This window comes from Roseomonas sp. HF4 (genome assembly GCF_005222755.1).
Classification (GTDB): Bacteria; Pseudomonadota; Alphaproteobacteria; order Acetobacterales; family Acetobacteraceae; genus Neoroseomonas.
Genome location: NZ_STGD01000003.1, coordinates 356,206 through 379,578 on the forward strand (window position 1 = coordinate 356,206; position 23,373 = coordinate 379,578).

A 23,373-nucleotide genomic window follows, 5' to 3' on the forward strand; every position below is an offset into this window, starting at 1 on the left:
CCGGACAAGGCAGGTGGCGGGCATGGCCCGCACGAGCGATCCGGACCCGCATGGATGCAACAACACCGTTCAAGTGCCGCGTGTGGTGGGCCCAGGGGCCCGGCGTTGCCCGGCACGGTGCGGATGCGAGACAGCGAAACACGATACCGATGAACATGAAGCGCATGCGCGGCCGCGGCGGTCATCGCCACGGGGGCGGGCAGTTCCGCCACGGGAGTGGTGGCGGTGGCGGCGGTGGCGGCGGCGGCGACCGCCAGCCCCTCAACCGCAACCATGTGTTCGACTCGAACGGGCCGGACATGCGGCTCCGCGGGACGTCGCAGCAATTGTTCGAGAAGTACCTCCAGCTCGGCCGCGATGCGACCAGCGGAGGGGATCGCGTGATGGCGGAATCGTACTTCCAGCACGCCGAGCATTACTTCCGCATTCTCAACGCGATGAACCAGGCCGCGGCGCAACAGCAGCAACAGCAGCCGCAGCGCCGCTACCAGCCGAACGAGTCGGGCGAGGGCGAAGGTGGCGATGGCGGCGAGTCGGGCGGACAGTCCGGCGGCGACTATGGCGACGGCGAGGGTTCGGCGGGCGAGCCGGCCGGCGAGGCGCGCGAGCCGGCCTGACCGGCGCAGCCCGTCAGTCCGGGTCGGTGACCTCCAGCGCATCGCCCACCGCGATGCGGCCGCCTCCCAGCACTTCCGCGTAGACGCCGAGATCGGCATGGCCGAAGTGCTCGCGCAGCCAGAGCGGCGGTTCGGCGTCGCGTTCGCCGGTCGCCGGGTTCACCTCGGTGGCAGGGCAGCGGACGATGCGCTTGACGACCCTGAGGCGCGCCTGGCCGACCAGGATCTCCCGTCCGATCCAGTCGAACTCCGCCCAGGGGCTGCCGCCCGAGACATAGACATTGGCGCGGAAGCGGAGCGGATCGAGGCTGCTGCCCGTCGCCTGTTCCAGCGCATGCAGGCTCGACAGCCCGATGATCGACACGACCTTACGAGCGACGTCGGAGAAGGAATGGCCCGGCGCCTCCACGAAGCGGGCCGCGCCGCGGGCTTCATCGCCCATGTACGCGGCGAGCGCGGCGGCGATCGCGGCGCGACCCTCCGCGCTGAGCGTGCTGGCCAGAAGGGGCGCGGCGCCCGGGATGCGCAGCATCAGGTCGCCTGAACGCTCGTCATAGGCGGAATGCACCAGCGCGAGCCCGGCATTCACCATCAGGCAGGCGAAGTTGCGCTTTGACATCCAAGCCGGGGCGGCGGGATCGAAGGCGGAATCGCCCTGGGCCAGGGCGAAGCGGCGATCCTGCGGGAGGGTTTCGCCGGGCGTCAGCGCGACCTGTTCCAGGGCCTCGGCCGTCAGGCCCTTCACGGGGTAGCGGTAGATGGTCTCGATGCGCATGGAGCCCCCTTGAACCAGATCAAGGACGCATACCACATGGGGTGTCATGAAGGGCGTGCCCGCAGCCCCTCGGGGGGCGGGTATCGCCTGTCCGCTCAGGAGAGGGACGCATGGACATCGAGAAGTTCACCGACCGGGCCCGCGGCTTCCTGCAGGCCGCCCAGACCATCGCCATCCGCGAGTATCACCAGCAGGTGACGCCGGCGCATCTCGCCAAGGCGTTGCTGGACGATACCGACGGGGCTGCGAGCGGCCTCATCCGCGCCGCCGGGGGCGACCCCGCCCGGGCGAAGCAGGCGCTGGAGGCGGCACTCGCGAAGCAGCCCAAGGTCTCGGGCGGCGGCGCCGGGCAGCCCGGGTTCACGCCGGACATCGTACGCGTGCTGGATGCGGCGCAGCAGCAGGCGCAGCGGTCGGGCGACCAGTTCGTGGCGCAGGACCGCCTGCTGGTGGCGTTGGCCGCCAGCGAGGGCGATGCCGGACGCGCGCTGCGCGAGGCCGGCGCCGATGCGCAGCGGCTCGAGAAGGCGGTCGCCGACCTGCGCAAGGGCCGCACCGTGAGCAGCCAGAACGCCGAGGAAACCTTCGAGGCGCTGAAAAAGTACGCGCGCGACATCACCCAGGTGGCGCGGGAGGGCAAGCTCGACCCCGTCATCGGGCGCGACGAGGAAATCCGCCGCTCGATCCAGGTGCTGGCGCGGCGGACCAAGAACAACCCGGTGCTGATCGGCGAGCCCGGCGTCGGCAAGACGGCGATCGTCGAGGGGCTGGCGCTGCGCATCGTCAAGGGCGATGTGCCCGAGGCGCTCAAGACCAAGCGCGTCATGGCGCTTGACCTCGGCGCCATGGTCGCCGGCGCCAAGTACCGCGGCGAGTTCGAGGAGCGGCTCAAGGCGTTGCTGTCCGAGGTGCAGTCCGCCGAGGGCGAGATCATCCTGTTCATCGACGAGATGCACACGCTGGTCGGCGCGGGCAAGGCGGATGGCGCGATGGATGCGTCGAACCTGCTCAAGCCCGCGCTGGCACGGGGCGAGTTGCACTGCATCGGCGCCACGACGCTCGATGAGTACCGCAAGCATGTCGAGAAGGACGCGGCACTGGCGCGGCGCTTCCAGCCCGTGTTCGTGGGCGAGCCGTCGGTCGAGGACACCATCTCCATCCTGCGCGGCATCAAGGAGAAGTACGAGCTGCACCACGGCGTGCGCATCACCGACGGCGCACTGGTGGCGGCGGCGACGCTGTCCAACCGCTACATCACCGACCGCTTCCTGCCGGACAAGGCGATCGACCTGGTGGACGAGGCGTCGTCCCGGCTGCGCATGCAGGTGGACAGCAAGCCCGAGGAGCTGGACGCGATCGACCGCGACCTGATGCGCCTCAAGATCGAGCGCGAGGCGCTCAGGAAGGAGCAGGACGCCGCCTCGAAGGACCGGCTGCAGAAGCTCGAGAAGGAGCTGGCCGATCTCGAGGAGGCGTCGGGCGAGATGACGCAGCGCTGGGAGGCGGAGAAGGGCAAGGTCGTCGAGAGCCAGAAGCTCAAGGAGCAACTCGACAAGGCACGCACCGATGTCGAGCTGGCGCAGCGCGCGGGAGATCTGACCAAGGCGTCGGAGCTGCTCTATGCGGTGATCCCCGGCATCGAGAAGAAGCTGGCCGAGGCGGGCGACGGCGACGCGCGCCTGGTGAACGAGGCGGTGACTGAGGAAGGCATCGCTGCCGTGGTCTCCCGCTGGACCGGCGTGCCGGTCGAGAAGATGCTCGAGGGCGAGCGCGCCAAGTTGCTCCGCATGGAGGACGACCTGCGCCGCCGCGTCGTTGGGCAGGAGGAGGCTCTGGAGGCCGTTTCCAAGGCCGTGCGCCGCGCGCGTGCCGGGCTGCAGGACCCGAACCGGCCGATCGGCTCCTTCCTGTTCCTCGGCCCGACCGGCGTCGGCAAGACCGAGTTGGTGAAGGCGCTGGCGCAGTTCCTGTTCGACGACGAGCGGGCGATGACGCGCATCGACATGTCGGAATACATGGAGAAGCACGCCGTCTCCCGACTGATCGGCGCGCCGCCGGGCTATGTCGGCTACGACGAGGGCGGCGCGCTGACCGAGGCGATCCGCCGCCGTCCGTACCAGGTGATCCTGTTCGACGAGGTCGAGAAGGCGCATGACGATGTCTTCAACATCCTGCTGCAGGTGCTCGACGACGGGCGGCTGACGGACGGGCAGGGGCGGACGGTCGATTTCCGCAACACGATCATCGTGCTGACCTCCAACCTCGGCAGCCAGGCGATCGCGGAACTGCCAGAGAACGCAGAGATCGAGGCGGCGCGGCCGGCGGTGATGCGGGCGGTGCGCGAGCGCTTCCGGCCGGAGTTCCTGAACCGGCTGGACGAGGTGGTGCTGTTCCGGCGCCTCGCGCGCGGGGACATGGCCGCGATCGTCGACATCCAGCTGCTGCGGCTGCTGAAGCTGCTGGAGGACCGCAATATCCGCCTCGACCTCGACGCCGCAGCGCGCGAATGGCTCGCCGAGGCCGGCTACGATCCCGTCTATGGGGCGCGGCCGCTCAAGCGCGTCATCCAGCGGAACGTCCAGGACCGGCTCGCCGGCCTGCTGCTGGAAGGCGGCATCCGCGACGGCGAGACCGTGCGTGTGACCGCCTCCCCGGACGGGCTCGAAGTGCGGCCGGCGCTGAACCAGGCGGCTTGATCCATGCGCCGGCGCGGCGGTGACGCCGCGCCGGCGTCAGTCGCCCCGCAGCGCTGCGATCATCGCCAGCGCCTCCGCGGAGAGGTGGCCTTTGCCGATCGCGGCCACGGCGTGGTCGAGTTCGGCGATGCTGGACGTGCCGACCAGCACCGTCGATATCGCCGCGGGCATGGCCGCGAAGCGGAGCGCGAGTTCCACGAGATCGGCGGCATGGCCCGCCTCGACCACCGGCATCAGGCGCTGCGCGGCCGCCACATCCGCCGCGTAGCTGGCGCCGGACGCGATCGGCTCGACCTTCGGCACGCCGAGCGGGCTGCGCGCTTCCGACCCGCTCAGCGCGCCGCCGGCGAGAATGCGGATTGCCATGACGCCGACGCCGCCCGCAGCGGCGTCGCGGATGACGCCGCCGAGGTCCGGCATCGTCGATCCCGGTGGAAGCGGCGTGATGCCGCTCGGGTTAAGGATGTTGTAGGGCATCTGCGCCGAGGCGAAGCCGCCTTCGGCCAGCACGCGTCGAAGCGCGGCGGCATCGCCGAGGCCGGTGAAGCCGTAGCAGCGGATCTTGCCCTGCTCCTGCAGGCGTCCCAGCGCCGGCAGCGCCTCGTCCAGGATCTGCCCTGGCGTGAAGGCAGGCGGCGCGCCGGCCGCGGTGATCGGCTCGTGCAGATGGAAGACGTCGACGCTGTCGCGACTCAGGCGGGCGAGGCTCTCCTCGATCGAGCGGGCGATGCTGCCCGCGATGTCGCCGCGCTGCTCCCCGCGGATGCGCACCTTGGTGCCGACGATGACCTTCGCGCGGAGCGCCCTCAGCGCGCGGCCGAGGTTGCGTTCCGACACGCCGTCGCCATAGGCCGCGGCGGTGTCGAAATAGGTGATGCCCTGGTCGATCGCGCGGCCGATGGCACGGTCCTGCTCGGCCGCGCTGCCCTTCACCATGAGCCCGCCGATGGCGCCGCATCCATAGCCGAGGATGGAGACCGCGATGCCCGTCCGCCCGAGTTGCCGCTGTTCCATCCGCGCCCCCATTCGTGCCGCCCCACGATGCTGCGCCACGGGCCGGCCTGCGGCAAGGCGGGTGCCGTTGCCGTGCCGCACAGCTGGTGCCAGCCTTCGCGCGTGCGCGCCGAGACGCGACACCGGAGGAAACGAGATGATCACCCGACGCCTTCTCCTGGCCGCGCCCGTCGCTGCCGCGTCCGTCGTACGTCCCGCCGTCGCCGCCTATCCCGAACGCTCCATCAGGATGGTCGTTCCCTTCGCCGCGGGCGGAAACACAGACATCCTCGCGCGCATCGTCGCGGGACCGATGGCCGAGCGGCTCGGCCGGGCGATCGTGATCGAGAACCGCACCGGGGCGGGCGGCAGCGTCGGCGCCGAGCTCGTCGCGCGGGCGCCGGCGGATGGCTACACGCTGCTGTTCGGCGCCGGCGGCCCGCTGACGGCCAACCCCGTACTGCAGCAGAACATTCCCTACGACGTGGAGCGCGACTTCCGGCCGATTGGCCTCGTGGGCATTCTGCCCATGATCTGCCAGGTGACGGCGCGCATTCCCGCGCGCACGCTGACCGACCTGATCACCCTGATGCGCCAGCGCGGCGGCCAGCTGACCGTGGCGACGCCGGGCAGCGGCAGCGCCGCGCATCTTGCGCTCGAGCTGCTGATGGCAGGCGCGAATGTCCGCGCGACGCACGTGCCCTATCGCGGGGGCAGCGCGATGATCCCCGACCTCATCACCGGCACGATCGATGCCGGGATGGTGGAACTGCCTTCGGCGCTGCCGCTGCATCGCGACGGCAAGGCGCCGATCGTCGCCATCGCGACGCGGGCGCGCTCTGCGGTGCTGCCCGGCGTGCAGACCTTCATTGAGGCTGGTCTGCCGGATTTCACGGCCGGCAGCTACGGCGGCGTCCTGGCGCCGGCCGGGACCCCGACGGAGGTCGTGGCGAAGTTGCAAGAGGCGCTGGCGGCCGCGCTCGGGGAGGCCGCGGTGCAGGCGCGCATCATGGAGGTGGGCGCGATCCTTGGTGGCGTGCAGCAGCGGACGCCGGATGGCTTCGCGGCCTTCCTGGCGCAGGAGCTGGCCAATGCCCGCCGCGCCGCGCAGCTCGCGGGGCTCAGGCCGTCATGACGGCCTGAAGGGGCGGCGCCCGAGTGACACGTTCGCGCCACGGCGCCCGCGGATCAGCCCGTGGCGATCTCGCCCACGACCCGTGCCCGGACGCGCAGCGCGCCGCCGGGCAGGTAGGCGATGGGAAGATCCTCGATGTCGACCAGCGCGAGCGTCGCGCCGTCGGCGCCGGCCTCGACCGCGCGGTCGCGGGCGATGCGCTCGGCCTCGGCCATCGCATCCGCGCGCGTCATGCCCTGGAAGACCTGGTCGGCCTCGCCGCTGACCTGCGCGATGGCCGCGCCCACGGCATTCGCCACGGCGGCGTGGGCGGGGCGCAGTACCTCCGACACGCCGGGCAGGCTGTCCGGCACCAGGAAGGCTCCGCCGCCGACGGCGAGCAGCGGAACCGCCGCCGCCTCGGTCTTCATGCGGTCCACGGATTCCTCGAGCATCCGTGCCGCCTCGGCCAGCGCGGCGCGGGCAAAGTCGGGCGCGATATCGGCAACGCGCGCCGCGTCGCCCAGGGCAAGCCGCCCAGCGCGCACGGCGATGTCGCTGGCGGTGAGCTGCGGCCCGCCGAAGATTCGGGCCAGTTCCGGCAGGCGGAAGCCGACGCTGCGCGGGCCGATGGCGATGCCGCCGCCGGCGCGTGTCGCGACATGCGATCCGCCGCCGAGGCCGATCGAAAGGAGGTCCGGCATCCGGAACAGGGTGCGCACGCCGCCCACCTGCACCACCGCGTTCGCCTCCCGCGGGAAGCCTGCCTTCAGCGCACCGATGTCGCTGGTCGTGCCGCCGACATCGACCACCAGCGCGTCCGCGAGCCCCGTCAGGAAGGCCGCGCCGCGCATCGAGTTGGTGGGTCCGGACGCGAAGGAGAGCACCGGGAAGCGCACCGCGAGTTCGGCGCGGATGACCGTGCCGTCGTTCTGCGTGATGTAGAGCGGCGCCGCGATGCCCGCCTGGCCGAGCGCCTCCTCGAAGGCTGCGACGGTATGGCGTGCGAGCGGTGTGAGGCAGGCGTTGAGCAGCGCCACGTTTTCCCGCTCCAGCAGCCCGATCCGGCCGAGGTCGTGGGAAAGGGTGACGGAGGCCTCCGGCATCTCGGCCAGCACGATCGCGGCCGCGCGCTCCTCCATGCCCGGGTCGAGCGGCGAGAAGACGCTGCTGATCGCGACGCAGCCGATCCCCGCGGCCTTCATCGCGCGCGCCGCAGCCGCAACCCCGACCTCGTCGAGCGGCATGATGGGGCGACCGTCGTAGTCGAGCCCGCCTTCGACCATGTGGACCTGGCCGCGCACCATCGCCGCCAGGTCCTGCGGCCAGTCGCAGAAGGGGGGCAGGGACCGCGCTGCCGGCAGGCCGATCCGCAACGCGCCGACAGCCGCAAGGTCGCGCCGCTGCACCACGGCGTTCACGAAATGCGTGGTGCCGATCATCACGGCCTGGACGCCCTCGGCGCCTGTCGCGCGCGCCGCGTCCTGCAGCGCGAGGCGCACGCCGGTCAGCACATCTGCCGTGGTCGGCATCTTGACGGCGTGCAGCACGCGATCGCCTTCCAGCAGCACCGCATCCGTATTGGTGCCGCCGACATCGATGCCAATGCGCCGCCTCATGCCGCGCGCCCCTCGAAGACGGACCGGAAGTCGAGGTCGTAGCCGAAGGCGCGCGGGCCTACGAAGTCGAGCCCCCGCGGCGAGAGGAAGACCGGCGGCGCCGGCAACGCCACGACCGTGACGCGCTGGCCGTAGCGCAGCGTCTCGGTGCCGATCGCCTCCCCGCTGACGCTGTCGAGCACACAGATGAGGTCCGGCGTCATCACGCGCGGCACGCCGTCCAGCCAGCCGACCGCCCATTCGTTCTGGAAGGCGAGCTCGAAGCCGTAGCCGCGCCAGTCGTCGAGCCCGTCGAGCCGCGTCGTGCCGCGAAGGAAGCCTTCGGTCGTGCGGCGGGCGATGTCCGCGACCTTGCCTCGGAACAGGAGCAGGCCCTTCTCCTGGTCCAGGATCGCCTGCACCGGGTCGCGGTGTTCCTTCTGCGCCAGCCGGATCGCCTGGCCAAGCGCGATCGCCTGCGTCGTGGTGCGCAGGATGCCCCAGCGCTTCACCTCGGCTCCCGTGCGCGGCGCCTTGCAGGTGGCGGCAATCGAGCCGACCTCGACACACATCTTGCGCGACAGCCGCTCCATCCACTTCCAGGACGGCACGCGCGCCACGATCCCCTCGATCCCGCGCGGATCGACCAGCGAGAGCGGCCAGGGCTTCAGGTCGCCGACCGCGAAGGAGGTCATCTGCGCTTCCGGATAGGCGCGGCCCATGGCATCCGCATCGACCACCGGCTTGCCGGTCTCGGCCGCGGCCATCAGCGACTGCACGCCGTTGTTGCCGCCGATCTCGACGCTCATCACCGCGCGGAAGGGGCGGCCGAGGTATTCCTCCATCAGCGTCACCGCGCGGCCGATGTTCGCGCTGTCGGTCAGGCGTTCCTGCCCGACCAGCGGCGCGCCCATGTTCGAGACGACCGCGACCAGGTCGTCGTCGGCGAGTTCGTCCGGGTCCATGAGGTGGACGCGCCGGCCCTCGGCATAGAGGCGCCGCATGTTCAGCAGCCCGAGATAGGGCGAGCCGCCGCCCCCGGTGCCCAGCACCCAGGCGCCGACGGCGAGCGCTTCGATGTCGTCCGGCGTGATCTCGCGCATCAGGGCTCCGGGAGAAGCGAGGCGGCGGCCCGTGCGGCCACCGCGACGGACAGCAGGATGGGACATTCCATGGCGGCGACGGCCGCCGCCTTGTCGCGTCGCGTATAGGAGATGCAGTCGAGCAGCACGAGGTCGGGTGCCTCGGCCGCCATGGCGCGCATCGCGGCCGCGCGCGCCGCATCGTCGGCATGGGGGCGCAGCGGCACCACCGCGAGCGAGACGCCGTCTCGCGCGCGCGACGCGCCGAGTTCCGCCGCCTGCTCCGGCAGTGGGACGAACAGGCCGAGCCGCCCCCGCGGAAGCAGCGCCTCCGCCATCCCGTTCAGCACGGCGGAGGGCTGCACGAGCCCCGGCCGGTCCGGCAACCCCTTGAAGCGGCCCGTGCAGGCGAGCAGCACCGGGCCCTGCGTGGCCGCGAGCATCGCCCGCATCCGCTCCGTCACCGCAGCCTTGGAAATGGCGACGCCCTCGCCGGACGGCAGCAGGGTAAAGAGCGTGTCGGCGCCGTCCCGCGGCGGGATTGCGGCGATCTCCGGCCGTGTCATGCCGTCGAGCGCGCCGCGCAGGACGACCGCAAGGCCCGGAGCGGCCGCGGTGATCTCGGCTTCGAGGTCGGGCCGCGGCGCCTGGCCGATGACGAAGACGGGAAGGGGCGTCATGGCGTCCTCCGCCTGCAGAGGGTGCCATGATGCCGCGCACGAGGGCGGCTGCAAGTCACGGGGCGGTGCCGTCGGCCCGGGGGCAGCGCAGCCGGTGCCCGTCCGCCAGATCGAGCAGCGGCGGCATCGCGGCGCCGCACGCCTCGGCCGCGATCGGGCAACGCGGCTGGAAGGCGCAGCCGGGTGGCGGCGCCGCGGGGTTGGGCGGCTCGCCCGGCGCCGCCGGCGTGACGCCGCGCGCCTCGAGCCGCGGCACGGAGGCCAGCAGTGCCCGCGTGTAGGGATGGCGCGGCGCGCCCAGCACCTCGGCTGCCGTGCCTTCCTCGACGATGCGGCCGAGATACATCACCGCCACGCGCTCGCAGACCTGGCGCACCACCGCGAGGTTGTGGCTGATGAAGAGGAAGGCGAGGCCGTGCCGCGCACGCAGCCCGTCGAGCACGTCGAGGATCTGCGCCTGCACCGAGACATCCAGCGCCGAGGTCGGCTCGTCGAGCACGAGGAGGTCGGGCGCGAGCGCCAGCGCGCGCGCGATGCAGACACGCTGCTTCTGCCCGCCCGAGAGCTCATGCGGGTAGCGGTGCAGGAAGGCCGGCGGCAGGCCGACCTCGGCGAGCAGCGCGGCGACGCGGTCGCGCAGCGCACGCCCCGAGGCAAGGCCCTGCGCGCGGAGCGGCTCGGCGACCGCGTCCTCGGCCGTCAGCCGCGGGTCGAGCGCGGCCGACGGGTTCTGGTGGATCAGCTGCATCCGCCGCCGCAGTGGGCGCATGGCGCGTTCGTCGAGCGCGGTGATATCCTGCCCGTCGAAGGTGATGCGCCCGGCGCTCGGCGGCAGCAGGCGCAGCAGCAGCCGCGCCAGGGTCGACTTGCCGCAGCCGCTTTCGCCCACGATGCCAAGGGCCGCTCCGCGGTCGAGCGCGAGGTCGAGGTCGGCCACCGCTTGGATCTGGCGCGGAGCGCGGAAGGCGCCCCGCTTCGCATCGAAGGTCTTGGCCAGGCCCTCGGCCCGGATCAGCGGCCCGGTCATGGCGTGGCGTGGTGGCAGGCGACACTGCGTCCGGGCAGGATCTCGCGCCGCGCCGGCTTCTCGGCACGGCAGCGTTCGGTCGCCATCGGGCAGCGGGGATGGAATCGGCAGCCGGCGGGCGGCGCGATCAGGCTCGGGATGCTGCCCGCGATGCCCTGCGGGCGGCGGTCCGGATGGTCGAGGTCGGGCACCGCCGCAACGAGTCCACGCGCATAGGGATGCAGCGGGCGCGCGAGCAGCGCTGCCGTTGGCGCCTCCTCGACGACGGTGCCGGCGTACATCACGGCGACGCGGGCGCAGGCAGCGGCGACCACGCCGAGGTCATGCGTGATCAGCATGAGCGCCAGGCCGCGGTCCTGCACCAGGCGCGCGATCAGCGCCAGCACCTGCGCCTGCACCGTGACGTCTAGCGCGGTGGTCGGCTCGTCCGCCACCAGCAGCGCCGGGTCCCCGGCCAGCGCCATGGCGATCAGAACGCGCTGGCGCATGCCGCCCGAGAGCTGATGCGGATGGCTGTCGAGGAGGCGCGCGGGGTCCGGCAGGCCGACCGCCGCGAGCAGCTCCGCCGCGCGCGCCCGGGCCGCCCTGCGCGGGCGCATCTGCCCTGCCGCCGCGGCATCCTGGCCGCGGATGGCGTCCTGCATCTGCGTGCCGACCGCGAGCAGAGGGTTCAGGTAAGAGGACGGGTCCTGGAACACCATGGCGATGGCGCGCCCACGCAGGCGGCGCAGCTCCCGCTCGGGCATGGCGAGGATATCGCGCCCTTCGAAGCGGATGTGGCCCGAGACCACCCGCGCCGGCGGCATCGGATTGAGCCCGAGCAGACTGCGCGCGAGCACCGACTTGCCGCAACCCGTCTCGCCCACGATGCCGAGCGTGCCCCCGGCCTCGAGGGCGAGGTCGATACCGTCCAGCACCTGCGCCGTACCGTCGAAGGTGTCGAAGGCGAGGCGATAATCCGCGATGTCGAGCAGGGCGGTCACCCGCGGTTGCTCCGCGGGTCGAGGATGTCGCGCAGCCCGTCGCCCAGCAGGTTGAAGCCCAGCACGGCCAGGTAGATGAAGACGCCCGGCGCCATCGCGTACCACCACCATTCGGGCAGGTAGCCGCGCGCGATCGAGATCATTGCCCCCCATTCCGGCGTCGGCGGCCGGGCGCCGAGGCCGATGAAGCCGAGCGAGGCGACCGCCAGGATCGCTTGGCCGATGTCCATGCTCATCTTCACGATCAGCGGCGAGAGGCTGTTGGGCAGCACGTGGCGGCGCAGGATGCGCGCGCGCGTGCTGCCGCCCACGCGCGCGGCCTCGATAAACGGCTCCTCGCGGATCGTCAGCGCCTTCGATTCCGCGAGCCGCACATAGCCTGGCCACCAGACCAGGATCAGCGCGATCATGGCGTTCTCGATCCCCGGGCCGAGGGCCGCGACCAGCGCGATGGCGAGCACGAGGCCGGGCACCGACAGGAACAGGTCGGTGAAGCGCATGATCGCCTCGCGCAGCCGCCCGCCGGCGAGGCCCGCCAGGATGCCGAGCGGCACGCCGATTGCCGCGGCGGCAAAGGTGATGCCGATGCCGACCAACAGCGAGAGGCGCGCGCCGATGATGACGCGCGTGAGGATGTCGTTGCCGACCTCGTCCGTGCCGAGCCAATGCGCGGCCGATGGCGCCTGCAGCTTGTTCGCGAGGTTGACCCCGCCCGCGACATGGTCCGGATAGGGCACGATCCAGGGGCCGATCAACGCGAGCGTCACGATCAGCAGCACCAGGGCCAGGCCCATCATGGAGGAGAAGGATTGCCGGAGCTGCCAGAGCGCCAGGCGCAGCCGGCGGCGCGGCGGCGCAGCGACGACTTCCTCGGCGGCTGCGGACATCGCTCAGGCCTTCCTGAGGCGCGGGTCGAGGACGCCGTAGAGCAGGTCCACCACCAGGTTCGCGACCATGAAGTTGAGGCCGACGATGAGCGTCACGCCCATCACGGGCTTGAAGTCGCCGGAGATGGCAGAGGAGACCGCGTAGAGGCCGATGCCCGGCCAGTCGAACACCGTCTCGACCAGCACGGTGCTGCTCATCATCCAACCCCAGCGCAGGCCGATGATGGCGAGGGTGGGCAGCATCGCGTTCTTCAGCGCATGGACCATCACGATCCGCCAGGGCGTCACGCCATGGGCACGCGCGGCGGTGACGTAATCCATCCGCAGCGCCTCGACCATCTCGGCGCGGTTCACGCGCAGGATGGAGGCGAGGCAGGGCAGGGAGAGCACGATCGCGGGCAGGATGATGTAGGACAGCGCCTCCCGGAACAGCGCGCCGTCGCCGCGCAGCAGGCTGTCGAGGAGCAGCAGCCCCGTGATCGGTGGCGGCGGCTCCGTGAAGACTGAGATGCGCCCGCTGGTCGGCAGCAGCCCGAGCCAGGTCGCGAAGGCCAGTTGCAGCAGGAGCCCGAACCAGAAGGGCGGCACCGCGATGCCCGAGACGGCGAAGATGCGCGTCGCGTGGTCCACCGGCCCGTCCTTCCGCAGCGCCGAGAGCACGCCGAGCGGCACGCCGAGCAGGACGCCCAGCGCCATGGCCAGAATCACGAGTTCCAGCGTCGCCGGGAAATAGGTCGCGAGATCTCGCCCGACTTCCCGCCCCGTCGCGACGGAGCGCCCGAAATTCCCCTGCGCCAGGTCGCCGACATAGCGCAGGAACTGCTCGTGCAGCGGGCGGTCGAGGCCATAGTCGCGGCGCGCCTGTTCGATCTGCGACCGCCCGGCATCCGGCCCCGCCGCCAGCGCCGCCGGATCGGACGGGGCGACGTTGGAGATGACGAAGGTCAGGCAGACCAGCCCGAACAGCATCAGCCCCGCGAGGCCGATGCGCCGAAGGACGTAGGCCAGCACCTATCCGCGGATCCAGAGCGGGCGGAGGTCGATCTCCCCAGTGAAGCGCACCGGGCTGAAGGTGAAGCCCTCCACGTAGTCGCGCCTGGCCCAGATGCGGTTCGCCACCATGCCGAAGATCTCCGGCTGGTCCGCCACGATGCGCCGCTGGATCTCGGCGTAGAGCGCCATGCGCTTCGCGTTGTCCGTCTCGCCCCGCGCCTCGTCGATCATCCGCGTGACCTCGGCGCTGTCGTAGTGCGAGGTGCCGTAATACAGGCCCCAGGATGCGCGGTGATATTGGTAGGCGACCGTGTCGGGGTCGGTGCCGACCGGCGTCACGTAGATCGACATCATGTTGGGCGACGTGTCGGGCTTCGAGCCGCGGCTGACCATGGTGGTCCAGGGCTGGCCCACGATGTTCACCCGGATGTCGAGCGCGCGCAGGCTGTCGAGCAGCGCGAGGCCGATCCTGCGCGGATCCTCGAGCCCCTGGACATGCACGTATTCCAGTTCGATCCCGCCATTGGGGTAGCGGCTGCGCCGGAGGAAGTCGCGCGCCTTGTCGAGATCCTTGCGCGCGATGCCCGGGACGTCGATGTGCCCGGCCATGGAGGCCGGGAAGGGGCTCGTCATCAGCGTCGCGGCGCCGTTGTGGATGGTGATCAGGCTCTCGTAGTCGAAGGCGTGGGCGATAGCCTTGCGCAGGTTGATGTCCGCGGTTGGGCCTTCCTGGCAGTTGAACTTGATGCCGAAGGTGGTCGAGCCCTTGTGGTTCTCCACCACCACGCCCGGCACGCGCGCGAGCTGGTCGATGTCGTCGGGCGTGAGGTTGGTGATGATGTCCGCCTCGCGCCGCTGCAGCGCCGCCTTGCGCGGCGCACTCTCGCGGATGATGCGGTAGATGATGCCCGACAGGCGGTCGCCCTCGGCCATCGGCCAGCCCTTCCAGTGGGCGGGGAAGCTGTCGAGGTGGATCAGCGTGTTGGCATTGAAGCGGCGCAGCCTGAACGGGCCGGAGCCGGCGGCGTTCTCGGTCAGCCACTTCCGGCCGAGGTCGTCGCCCTCCTGGTTCGCCATCACTTCGCGCGGGTTCACGATGTACCACCAGGGCACGTAGGACAGGAACGGCGCGAAGGGCCGTTCCAGCGTGAAGCGCACGGTGCGCGCATCGACCGCGGCAATCTTCTCGGGCTTCAGGAAGTCCTTCAGCATCCATGCGATGCCGGCGTTGAGCTTCAGCCCGCGCTCGAAGGAAAACCGCACGGCCTCGGCATCCACCGGATCGCCGTTGTGGAACTTCGCGGTGGCGACCAGGTGGAAGGTATAGGTCAGCCCGTCGGCCGAGACCTCGTGGCGTTCCGCCAGCCAGGGCACGATGCGCGGCGGGTCGCCTTCGTATTTCAGCAGCGCGTCGTAGACCGACTGCTGGATCATGCGCGTGGACCAGTCGTAGCGCACATGCGGGTCGAGGTTGGGCACCGCCTGGTTGCCCGAGAAGACCAGCACCTTGCGGTTGCCGTCGCGCTCGAAGCCCCAGGAGGTGCCGGGCGCCGCGGCGCCGATGGCGGCCGCGCCGACCAGGATCGCGCGGCGGGAAGTCTGGTGCGTCATGTCTCGTCCCCCGTCGTTGTCGCCATGTCCCTGTCCGCGCGGTCGTCCCGGCCGGCCCGGCGCCGCGCGGTCGCCTCCGGATCGATCCGCCCGTCGGCCGCGAAGACGATACCATAGTCCCGCTCGGCACCTTCGCGCGTGGTGTAGCCATCGTCGAGATCGGCCTGCACCGCCTCCAGTGGGCGGTCCCAGGGCTCGCCGAAGCCGGAGCCACCTGCGATCTGGCCCTCGATCTCCGTCCGCGCGTCCAGCAGCGCGACCATTTCTCCAGTGCCAACGTCTCGGGCTGCGTCGTCGTCCGGTCCCTTCACCGTGCCGCGCCCGGGGCCGCCGGGTCGGCCGCCGAACAGACCCTCGGGCTTCAGGCCCCAGCCCTCGGGGTAGAGCCCGACCATGATCGGCTCGGCCCCGTCGGTGAGGCGCCGCGCGCGCATGCGCTGGCCGAGGCCGCCGCGCTGGCGGCCCGGCCCGCCGCTGTCCGCGACCAACCCCTTTTCCAGCACCAGCACCGGCATTCGGCTTTCCAGCAGCTCGACCGGCGTATTCGCCGCGCTGGTCGGGAACAGCAGCCCGGACCTGCCATCGGCGCGCGAAGACGCCCCCTGGCCGCCGCCCATGAAGAAATGGTCCGACGCGACGCGCCCCTGGATGTTGCGCCCGTAGAAGCCGAAGGCCTTGGGCAGGCCCGTGAAGGCCTGCACCCTGTCCGGGATGGCCGGCGCCAGGGCGCGGTAGAGGTTAGGCCCGATGAACCAGGACAGCCGCGTGCGATAGGCGACCGCCGCCGGCGGCCGGCAGTTCAGCGCGGATCCCTCCGGCGCGACCACGCTGATCGGCGCATAGCAGCCCGCATTGCCGCGCACGCCCGGCGTCAGCATGCATTTCAGCGGATAGGAGGAATGCGCCGCCGTGACGTTCATCGTGCAGTTGAGCCCGCCGCGCGGCAGCGTCGGCGGCGCCTCGACATGCTCGACATGGATCGTCTCGCCCGCCTTGTGCACGCGCACACGATACCGCAACACCTCGCCGAGCGGACGGTTCTCGATCTCGCTTTCGTAGACGCCATCGGGCACGGCGCGGATCGCGGCGCGCGTCGCGGCCTCGCTGCGGCCCTGCACCACGGCGGCGAGTGCCGCCAGGTCCTCGAGCCCGTATTCCGCCATGAAGGCGACCAGCCGTTCGGCGCCGAGCGCATTGGCGGTCACCATGGATTCGACGTCGCCCAGCACCTGGTCGCTGTTGCGGATGTTCTGCGCCATGAGGCGCAGCAGCGAGTTGTCCGGCACACCCGCCGCATGCAGCTTCATCGGAGGGATCTGGAAGCCTTCGTCGTAGATCTCGCGGGCCGAGAGCGGGTCCTTCACGCCGCCGATGTCGCTCACATGCCCGACCGTGCCCATCAGCGCGACGACGCGGCCCTGATGGAACACGGGTGTCACCAGCGCGATGTCGAACAGGTGGCCGGCACAAAGCCAGGGGTCGTTGGTCACCAGCACGTCGCCGGGGCGCAGCGTCTCGGCGGGGAAATGCTCCAGCAGCGCCTTCACGCAGCGGGTCAGCGTCAGGTTGAACAGCGGCATGGCGCGGGGCGAATGCGCCAGCGGATTGCCTTCGGGGTCCAGGATCTCGTTCGCGAAGTCCTGGGCTTCCGCGATGATCAGAGAATAGGCGGTACGGCAGACGGTCTGCCACATCTCCTCGACGATCGAGATCAGGCGCGACCACATGATCTCGAGCCCGATCGGGTCGGCCTCGATGCGCGCCTTCGCCGCCTCCAGCGCCATGCCCGGCGTGACCAGCACCTCGCCCCGGGCGGCGGCGGCGACCGTGATGCGCAGGTTGCGCACGGCATCGACCTCGAGCGTATCGCCCGGTGCGACGATGGTGGTCGCCTCGCGCTCCTCGATGATGGCGGGACCGGCGATGCGCGTGCCGGGCGCCAGGCGGTAGCGGTCATAGACGGGCGTGTCGCTGAATGCGCCGTCGAACCAGGCGGGACGCCGGCCCTTGAGCGCCGCGCCGCCGGTGTCGCCGCCCGCGACGGCACCGGTCACCGCAATGCCGGGGTCCGGGCCGATGACGCGCACGCGCAGCGACAGCACCTCGATCGCGGCGCCCTCGACCACGCGGGTATAGAGGCGCGCATAGGTCTCGGCGAAGGCGGCGCGCAGTTCCGGCAGCCGCGCGGCATCGAGCGCACCGTCGGGCAGCGGCACGGCGATCTGGTGCAGCTGCCCTACAAGCCGCATCTCGGCCGAACGCTCGACGCGCATCGCCGCCGCCGCGACGCCCGCGCCGGCCAGGCGTTCGCGGCCGCCCTGCTCCAGCGCGGCCAGCGCCCCGTTCAGAGCGGGCCAGTCGGCCTCCGGCCCGAGCGGCGAAATCAGGCTGCGCGACTGCTCGAAGGCCAGCGGCGCGGCCAGGAAGCCGAGCGCCGAGGCGGCGCCCGAGGCCGGCGGCACCAGTACCTCGGTCACGCCGAGGATGCGCGCCACGCGCGCCGCATGCGCTGGCCCCGCGCCGCCGAACGCGACCATCGCGTAGCGCCGCGGGTCGCGCCCCTTCTCGACCAGATGCACGCGCGCGGCGCCCGCCATCGCCTCGCAGACCACGGCATGGACGCCCCAGGCGGCCTCGATCGCCGCCAGGCCGAGCCGATCCCCGAGCCCCGCCAGCGCGGCTTCGGCCGCGGCGCGGTCGAGCGCCATGGTCCCGCCCAGGAAGAAGCCCGGATCGTAGTAGCCGAGCAACAGGTTGGCGTCGGTGACGGTCACCGCGGTGCCGCCGCGGCCGTAGCAGGCTGGGCCGGGATCGGCGCCGGCGGAATGGGGGCCGACCTTGATCAGCCCGGTCTCGTCGATGCCGGCGATGGACCCGCCGCCGGCGCCGATCTCGATCATGTCAACGACCGGTGCGCGGATCGGCAGGCCGGACCCACGCTTGAAGCGATGCACGCGCGCCGCTTCCATCATCGGCGCGACCTCGGCGCGGCCGTTCTCGATCAGGCATGCCTTGGCGGTCGTGCCGCCCATGTCGAAGGCGAGGGCATCCGGCAGTCCTGCCGCGCGGGCGAAGAGCACCGTCGCGAGCGCGCCGCCGGCGGGCCCGGATTCCAGCAGGCGGATCGGGAAGGCGCGCGCCACCTCGGGGGCGCAGAGGCCGCCGTCGGATTGCATAAGCCGCAGCGTGCCGGCGAAGCCGAGCGCGCCGAGGTCGCGCAGCAGCCGGCCGAGGTAGCGGTCCATCAGCGGCTGCACGAAGGCATTGGCGCAGGTGGTCACGCAGCGTTCGTATTCGCGGATCTCGGGCGCCACGTCGCTCGATACGCTGACCGACAGTCCCGGGAAGGCGGCGCGCAGGATGGCGGCGGCCTGCCGCTCATGCGCCGGGTTGCGGTAGGCGTGCAGGAAGCAGATCGCGACGGCGGTGCAACCCTCCGCGACCAGGCCGGCGCCGGCGTCGCGCACCGCCGCGGCATCCAGCGGCACGACGACGGTGCCGTCATGGGCGATGCGTTCGGCGATCTCGATGCGGCGCCGGCGCGGCACCAGCGGCTCGGGGAAGCGCAGGAAGAGGTCGTAGATGTCGTAGCGTTGCTCGATGCCGAGTTCGAGCACGTCGCGGAAGCCCTGCGTCGTCAGAAGGCCTGTGGTCGCGCCGCGCCGCTCGATCAGGGCATTCGTCACGAGGGTGGTGCCGTGCACCAGCTCCCCCAGGTCGGCGACGGCGATGCCGGCTTCCGCCGTGATGGCGCGGATCCCGGCGAGCGCGCCCTCCGCGGGGTCCTGTGGCGTCGTGAGGCATTTGTGCAGCGTGATGCCGCCGGTGGCGGCATCGAGCAGGACGAAGTCCGTGAAGGTCCCGCCAATGTCGAAGCCGAGGCGGTAGCGTGAGGGCGCCTGCGTCACCGGTGGCCAGCTCCGTCAGAAGTCTTTCTTCGGCACGCTATCGTCGCCTCCGATCCGCGGCAACGTGCCGCAGGCGGCGCGGCACGTTGCGGGCGAGGCTGGAACGGCTGGTGGCGAACGCGGCGCATGCGCTTCTCGGATGCGGCCCGGAGGATCCTAGTGTGTGGGCGCATTGCGTGCGCTGCCGGCCGTGGGATGGGACATCCAGAGTACGCAACACGCATGAAGCTGCAGGTCATTCCGTAGTCGGAATTCCAGGCCTTGCTTCTGGTTTGTCGTCTACTGTCGGATTGACGCGAAGTGGCGTCCCCTAGGGGATTCGAACCCCTGTTACCGCCGTGAGAGGGCGGTGTCCTAGGCCTCTAGACGAAGGGGACATCGGCCGGAGGCGGGCTTCTACCCCCGACGCGCCGGGCGATCAAGCGCCCTTCTTCGTCCCGCCGTCCCGGTGCCTGGCCGCGTTGCGCCGTCCCGTCCGGCACGCATCAGAACAGAAGCGGACGTCTTCCCAGCAACGTGCCCATTTCCGCCGCCACGCGAACGGCCGGCCGCAGGCCGCGCAAGGCTTCTCGGGCAGGTCGGTCTTGCGATGCACCACCGGGGCCGTCCTGTCAGTCGTGCAGTCTGATCTCGCCGGTCCGCCGGCCGCTCTGCGGGTCCACCAGGACAACACGATCGCCGTCCGGCCGCGTCACCCAGATCGCGATGGCGCGGTCGGTGGCGGCGACGCCCGAAATCCGTGCGCCCTCCGGCGCGTCGAGCGAGACGCTGAAGCCCGGGCGTGCGACACTACCCCCGCCGGCCCGCTGGATGAGAAGCACCACGAGCGCCACGGTGCCGGCGACGATCAGCACCCCCATTCCGATCACCAGAGCCTTGAGCGCCGCCACATCCACCCCCCTCGAAGCCGAACGCGTCGAAACCGTCGCGTCGCCGGAAGCCGCCGGCCGCCGCGCGGACCGCTTCCTCGCGGACGCCATAGGTTCGCTCTCCCGCTCGCGGGTCAAGGCATTGATGGAGGCCGGGCACGCGACGCGCGACGGCTTGCCGCTCACGGACCCGTCCGAGGCGGTCCGCGCCGGCGCCTGCTACGCGGTGACCATCCCTCCGGCGGCGCCGGCAAGACCCCGGCCGCAGGCCATCCCTCTGACGATCCTGTTCGAGGACGGCGATCTCATCGTCGTCGACAAGCCAGCGGGTCTGGTGGTCCATCCGGCGCCCGGGAACCAGGATGGCACGCTGGTCAACGCCCTTCTTGCCCATGCCGGGGAAGACCTGCCCGGCATCGGCGGGGAGAAGCGGCCGGGGATCGTGCATCGCCTCGACAAGGACACCTCCGGTGTGATGGTCGTTGCGAAGACCGAACGCGCCCATCGTACCTTGTCCGACGCCTTCGCCGCGCGCGACCTCGATCGCGCTTACCTGGCCTTGGCCTGGGGCCTGCCCTCGCCCTCGAAGGGTGAGGTTACCGCGCCGATCGGGCGTCATCCCGCAGATCGCAAACGGATGGCGGTCGTGGAGCGCGGCGGCAAGTCCGCGACAACGCGCTTCGCCGTGCAGCGGGCCTGGGGCGCCGCCGTTTCGCTGGTCGAATGCCGGTTGCTGACGGGGCGGACGCACCAGATCCGCGTGCACATGGCGCATCTCGGCCACCCCCTGGTGGGGGACCCCGTCTACCTCCGCCGAACACCCGCCGCCGCGCGCGGATTGCCGGAGGCGACGCGCACGGGGCTTCTCGCCTTTCCCCGCCAGGCGCTGCACGCGGCTACATTGGGCTTCAACCACCCCGTAACCGGCGCGCCGCTATCGTTCGAAAGCCCTCTTCCCGCCGACCTTCGCGCCCTCGTCGCGTTGCTGGACGGTAACAACCAGTAACCCGACTATTTCACTTGGTTTTTCTTGCGCCGAGGAGCCGACCGGGCTACACAGTTGGCGTCGGATTCCGAAGGGCGCCGCGAAGTGCCCCGTCCGGCCAGCCCCGCGTGACCGGGGAAGGCGGCCCGGCGAATGGGCCCTGAGGAAGGCGACACAACCGAGGCGTAGTCGGTCGCGGTCCCCGCCGTCACGGGGGGGTCGCCCGGTACAGGAGACAGGTGCACCATGGCGTCGAGCATGGCTATACCGATGGCGACGGAAGGAAACCTCTCCCGCTATCTCCAGGACATCCGCAAATTCCCGATGCTGGCGCCGGAGGAGGAACTCGCCCTCGCGCGTCGCTGGAAGGACGAGGGGGACGAGAAGGCCGCGCATAAGCTGGTCACTTCGCATCTGCGCCTCGTTGCCAAGATCGCCATGGGCTACCGCGGCTACGGCCTTCCGGTCGGGGAACTGATCTCCGAGGGCAATGTCGGCATGATGCAGGCGGTCAAGCGCTTCGACCCCGAGCGCGGCTTCCGGCTGGCCACCTACGCCATGTGGTGGATCCGCGCCGCCATCCAGGAATACATCCTGCACTCGTGGTCGCTCGTGAAGATGGGCACCACGGCCGCGCAGAAGAAGCTGTTCTTCAACCTGCGCCGCCTGAAGGCACAGATGTCCGCACTCGAGGAAGGCGACCTTCGGGACGAGCAGGTCGCGAAGATCGCCCATGCCCTGGCAGTGCCCGAGCAGGACGTGATCAACATGAACCGGCGGCTCGCGAGCCCCGACCACAGCCTGAACGCGCCTGTCCGGGCGGACAGCGAGGGCGAGTGGCAGGATTGGCTTGTCGACGATGGCGAGAGCCAGGAAAGCGAGCTTGCCGAGCGGGAGGACATGTCCAACCGCCGCGATCTTCTCAACGGGGCGCTCAAGACCTTGAACGAGCGCGAGCGGCATATCCTGATCGAGCGCCGCCTCAAGGAAGAGCCGACGACGCTGGAGGAACTATCCCAGCAATACGGCATCAGCCGCGAACGCGTTCGCCAGATCGAGGTGCGCGCCTTCGAGAAGCTGCAGAAGTCGATGAAGCAGCAGGTCGCGGAGCGTCGCCTCACCGTGGGCTGAACCGGCCCGCAGGAAATGGGCCTTGCGGAAGGGCGGCGGCAGGAATGCTCGCCGCCCTTGCTGAATCCGGGCATGGGATCGCCGCTGGGCGGTGTCGGAAGACGCGAGAACGTCGTCGCTGGCTGGCGGGAGGGCGACACTGCCGCCCCCCACCCCCGCCCGGACCTGGGCGGCTATCCGATCAGACGCAATCCTCTAATCAAGAGGCCGTTCGCGGAAAACATGCAATCCAGGGCGGTTCACGACCGGTCGGCGGGACCGCGCGGCGGTCCTGTCCGACCGGGCGCTGCGCTAGCGGATCGGCGGAGCGTAGTGCAGGCCGCCGTTGTTCCAGAGGTTGTTCACGCCGCGCGGGATGCCGATCGGGGTGATGCTGCGCTCGTACATCTCGCCGTAGTTGCCGACCTGGCGGATGATGCGGACGGCCCACTCGTTCTCGATGCCCATGGCGCGGCCTAGGTCGCCCGAGCGCCCCAGCAGGCGCTGGATGTCGGGGTTGGTGCTGGTGCGCTGCATCTCCTCGACATTCGCGCTGGTCACGCCCAGTTCCTCGGCCGCGATCTGCGCGTAGAGCGCCCAGCGGACAATGTCGAAGAAGCGCCAGTCGCCCTTGCGCACCACCGGGCCGAGCGGCTCCTTCGAGATGATCTCGGGCAGCAGGACGAAGGTGTCCGCATCCGTCGTGCGCGTCGCGCGGAAGGAGGCGAGCGAGGAGGCGTCATTGGTGTAGGCGTCGCAGCGGCCGGCGACGAAGGCGGCGCGGATTTCCTCGACGCTCTCGATCACGACCGGGGTGAAGCGGATCCGGTTGGCGCGGAAATAATCCGAGAGGTTCAACTCGGTCGTGGTGCCCGGCTGCACGCAGACCGTGGCGCCGTCGAGTTGCCGGGCCGAGGTCACGCCCGAGGCGCGCCGCACCATGAAGCCCTGGCCGTCGTAGAAGTTGATGCCGGCGAAGGCGAGGCCGAGCGAGGCCTCGCGGCCCAGCGTCCATGTCGTGTTGCGCGCCAGCATGTCCACTTCGCCCGATTGCAGCATCGGGAAGCGCTGGACGGCGGTGCTCGGCACGAAGCGCACCTTGGTCGCATCACCCAGGATCGCGGCGGCGACGGCGCGGCAGGTGTCGACGTCGAGGCCGCGGAACTCGCCGCGGCTGTCCGGCAGGGCGAAGCCCGGCGCGTTGACCGAGACACCGCAGATCAGCTGCCCGCGGGCACGGATCGCGGCGACCGTGTCGGTCGGGGTCTGCTGCGCCAGCGCCTGGCCCGTCCAGGCAATGACCGCTGCTGCGGCAACACCCGCGAGGCGGGTGCCGAGATTCGTCATATTATGTCTCCCAATGTGTCCCCGCCGGCCGTCCCTGTGGCGACCTGCCGGCAGGACAGAATGCACGTGGCGTGCCTGGGACGACAAGCGTGGCAAGC

19 protein-coding genes and 1 tRNA gene are annotated in these 23,373 nt (G+C 71.0%); 5 read left to right on the top strand and 15 right to left on the bottom strand.

Annotation, left to right across the window (positions count from 1 at the left end):
* Positions 1 to 149 precede the first annotated feature (149 nt).
* Complete coding sequence (locus tag E8M80_RS07320; protein WP_137125005.1) at positions 150 to 617, top strand: DUF4167 domain-containing protein; 468 nt, start codon at positions 150 to 152, stop codon at positions 615 to 617.
* 13 nt (positions 618 to 630) lie between these two features.
* Here the strand turns inward: E8M80_RS07320 and E8M80_RS07325 are convergent, their stop codons facing one another.
* Positions 631 to 1,392 (bottom strand): MOSC domain-containing protein, encoded by a 762-nt coding sequence (locus tag E8M80_RS07325; RefSeq protein WP_137125006.1) that lies wholly within the window; start codon positions 1,390 to 1,392, stop codon positions 631 to 633.
* 110 nt (positions 1,393 to 1,502) lie between these two features.
* On the opposite strand from E8M80_RS07325, the gene clpB reads away from it, so the two are divergent.
* On the top strand, positions 1,503 to 4,088 hold the full coding sequence (gene clpB, locus E8M80_RS07330; RefSeq protein WP_137125007.1) for an ATP-dependent chaperone ClpB: 2,586 nt from the start codon (positions 1,503 to 1,505) through the stop codon (positions 4,086 to 4,088).
* 36 nt (positions 4,089 to 4,124) lie between these two features.
* On the opposite strand, the gene E8M80_RS07335 is transcribed toward clpB, so the two are convergent.
* Positions 4,125 to 5,102, bottom strand: coding sequence for an aldo/keto reductase (locus E8M80_RS07335; protein WP_170979248.1), 978 nt, complete (start codon positions 5,100 to 5,102; stop codon positions 4,125 to 4,127).
* Between the two features lie 136 nt (positions 5,103 to 5,238).
* Between E8M80_RS07335 and E8M80_RS07340 the strand changes: the two genes are divergently transcribed.
* Complete coding sequence (locus tag E8M80_RS07340; RefSeq protein WP_170979249.1) at positions 5,239 to 6,216, top strand: tripartite tricarboxylate transporter substrate binding protein; 978 nt, start codon at positions 5,239 to 5,241, stop codon at positions 6,214 to 6,216.
* Between the two features lie 53 nt (positions 6,217 to 6,269).
* Here E8M80_RS07340 and E8M80_RS07345 read toward each other — a convergent pair whose 3' ends face one another.
* From E8M80_RS07345 to E8M80_RS07400, 12 genes are all read right to left on the bottom strand, one after another.
* Positions 6,270 to 7,814, bottom strand: coding sequence for a hydantoinase/oxoprolinase N-terminal domain-containing protein (locus E8M80_RS07345; RefSeq protein ID WP_137125010.1), 1,545 nt, complete (start codon positions 7,812 to 7,814; stop codon positions 6,270 to 6,272).
* Positions 7,811 to 8,896 carry a DUF917 domain-containing protein gene (locus tag E8M80_RS07350; protein WP_137125011.1) on the bottom strand — a complete coding sequence of 362 codons (1,086 nt, stop codon included), beginning with the start codon at positions 8,894 to 8,896 and terminating at the stop codon, positions 7,811 to 7,813. Before E8M80_RS07350 ends, E8M80_RS07345 begins: the two co-directional genes overlap by 4 nt.
* Positions 8,896 to 9,555 carry an AroM family protein gene (locus E8M80_RS07355; RefSeq protein ID WP_137125012.1) on the bottom strand — a complete coding sequence of 220 codons (660 nt, stop codon included), beginning with the start codon at positions 9,553 to 9,555 and terminating at the stop codon, positions 8,896 to 8,898. Before E8M80_RS07355 ends, E8M80_RS07350 begins: the two co-directional genes overlap by 1 nt.
* Before the next feature lie 55 nt (positions 9,556 to 9,610).
* Entirely contained in the window at positions 9,611 to 10,582 is a 972-nt protein-coding gene (locus tag E8M80_RS07360; RefSeq protein WP_137125013.1) for an oligopeptide/dipeptide ABC transporter ATP-binding protein, read from the bottom strand.
* A complete protein-coding gene (locus E8M80_RS07365) occupies positions 10,579 to 11,565 on the bottom strand; it encodes an ABC transporter ATP-binding protein (protein WP_240789930.1) in 987 nt (328 codons plus the stop codon). The genes E8M80_RS07360 and E8M80_RS07365 overlap by 4 nt, the downstream gene beginning before the upstream one ends.
* The gene (locus E8M80_RS07370) at positions 11,562 to 12,452 is read right to left on the bottom strand and encodes an ABC transporter permease (protein ID WP_137125015.1); all 891 of its coding nucleotides are present in this window, start codon (positions 12,450 to 12,452) and stop codon (positions 11,562 to 11,564) included. Before E8M80_RS07370 ends, E8M80_RS07365 begins: the two co-directional genes overlap by 4 nt.
* A 3-nt stretch (positions 12,453 to 12,455) precedes the next feature.
* On the bottom strand, positions 12,456 to 13,463 hold the full coding sequence (locus E8M80_RS07375) for an ABC transporter permease (protein WP_137125016.1): 1,008 nt from the start codon (positions 13,461 to 13,463) through the stop codon (positions 12,456 to 12,458).
* Positions 13,464 to 15,056, bottom strand: coding sequence for an ABC transporter substrate-binding protein (locus E8M80_RS07380; protein WP_137125017.1), 1,593 nt, complete (start codon positions 15,054 to 15,056; stop codon positions 13,464 to 13,466).
* Positions 15,053 to 18,964: a hydantoinase B/oxoprolinase family protein gene (locus E8M80_RS07385; protein WP_137125018.1), complete on the bottom strand. Its 3,912-nt coding sequence runs from the start codon at positions 18,962 to 18,964 to the stop codon at positions 15,053 to 15,055. Before E8M80_RS07385 ends, E8M80_RS07380 begins: the two co-directional genes overlap by 4 nt.
* A 301-nt stretch (positions 18,965 to 19,265) precedes the next feature.
* A tRNA-Glu gene (locus E8M80_RS07390) sits at positions 19,266 to 19,341 on the bottom strand.
* A gap of 41 nt (positions 19,342 to 19,382) precedes the next feature.
* The gene (locus tag E8M80_RS07395) at positions 19,383 to 19,637 is read right to left on the bottom strand and encodes a DUF2256 domain-containing protein (RefSeq protein WP_370287252.1); all 255 of its coding nucleotides are present in this window, start codon (positions 19,635 to 19,637) and stop codon (positions 19,383 to 19,385) included.
* A complete protein-coding gene (locus tag E8M80_RS07400) occupies positions 19,576 to 19,824 on the bottom strand; it encodes a DUF6476 family protein (RefSeq protein ID WP_170979250.1) in 249 nt (82 codons plus the stop codon). The genes E8M80_RS07395 and E8M80_RS07400 overlap by 62 nt, the downstream gene beginning before the upstream one ends.
* Positions 19,825 to 19,840: 16 nt before the next feature.
* Between E8M80_RS07400 and E8M80_RS07405 the strand changes: the two genes are divergently transcribed.
* Positions 19,841 to 20,839, top strand: coding sequence for an RluA family pseudouridine synthase (locus tag E8M80_RS07405; protein WP_240789931.1), 999 nt, complete (start codon positions 19,841 to 19,843; stop codon positions 20,837 to 20,839).
* Positions 20,840 to 21,064: 225 nt separating this feature from the next.
* Positions 21,065 to 21,949: an RNA polymerase sigma factor RpoH gene (rpoH, locus tag E8M80_RS07410; RefSeq protein WP_370287255.1), complete on the top strand. Its 885-nt coding sequence runs from the start codon at positions 21,065 to 21,067 to the stop codon at positions 21,947 to 21,949.
* A 291-nt stretch (positions 21,950 to 22,240) separates the two neighbouring features.
* Here rpoH and E8M80_RS07415 read toward each other — a convergent pair whose 3' ends face one another.
* Positions 22,241 to 23,275, bottom strand: a complete 1,035-nt coding sequence (locus E8M80_RS07415) for an amino acid ABC transporter substrate-binding protein (RefSeq protein ID WP_137125023.1) — start codon at positions 23,273 to 23,275, stop codon at positions 22,241 to 22,243.
* Positions 23,276 to 23,373 lie beyond the last annotated feature (98 nt).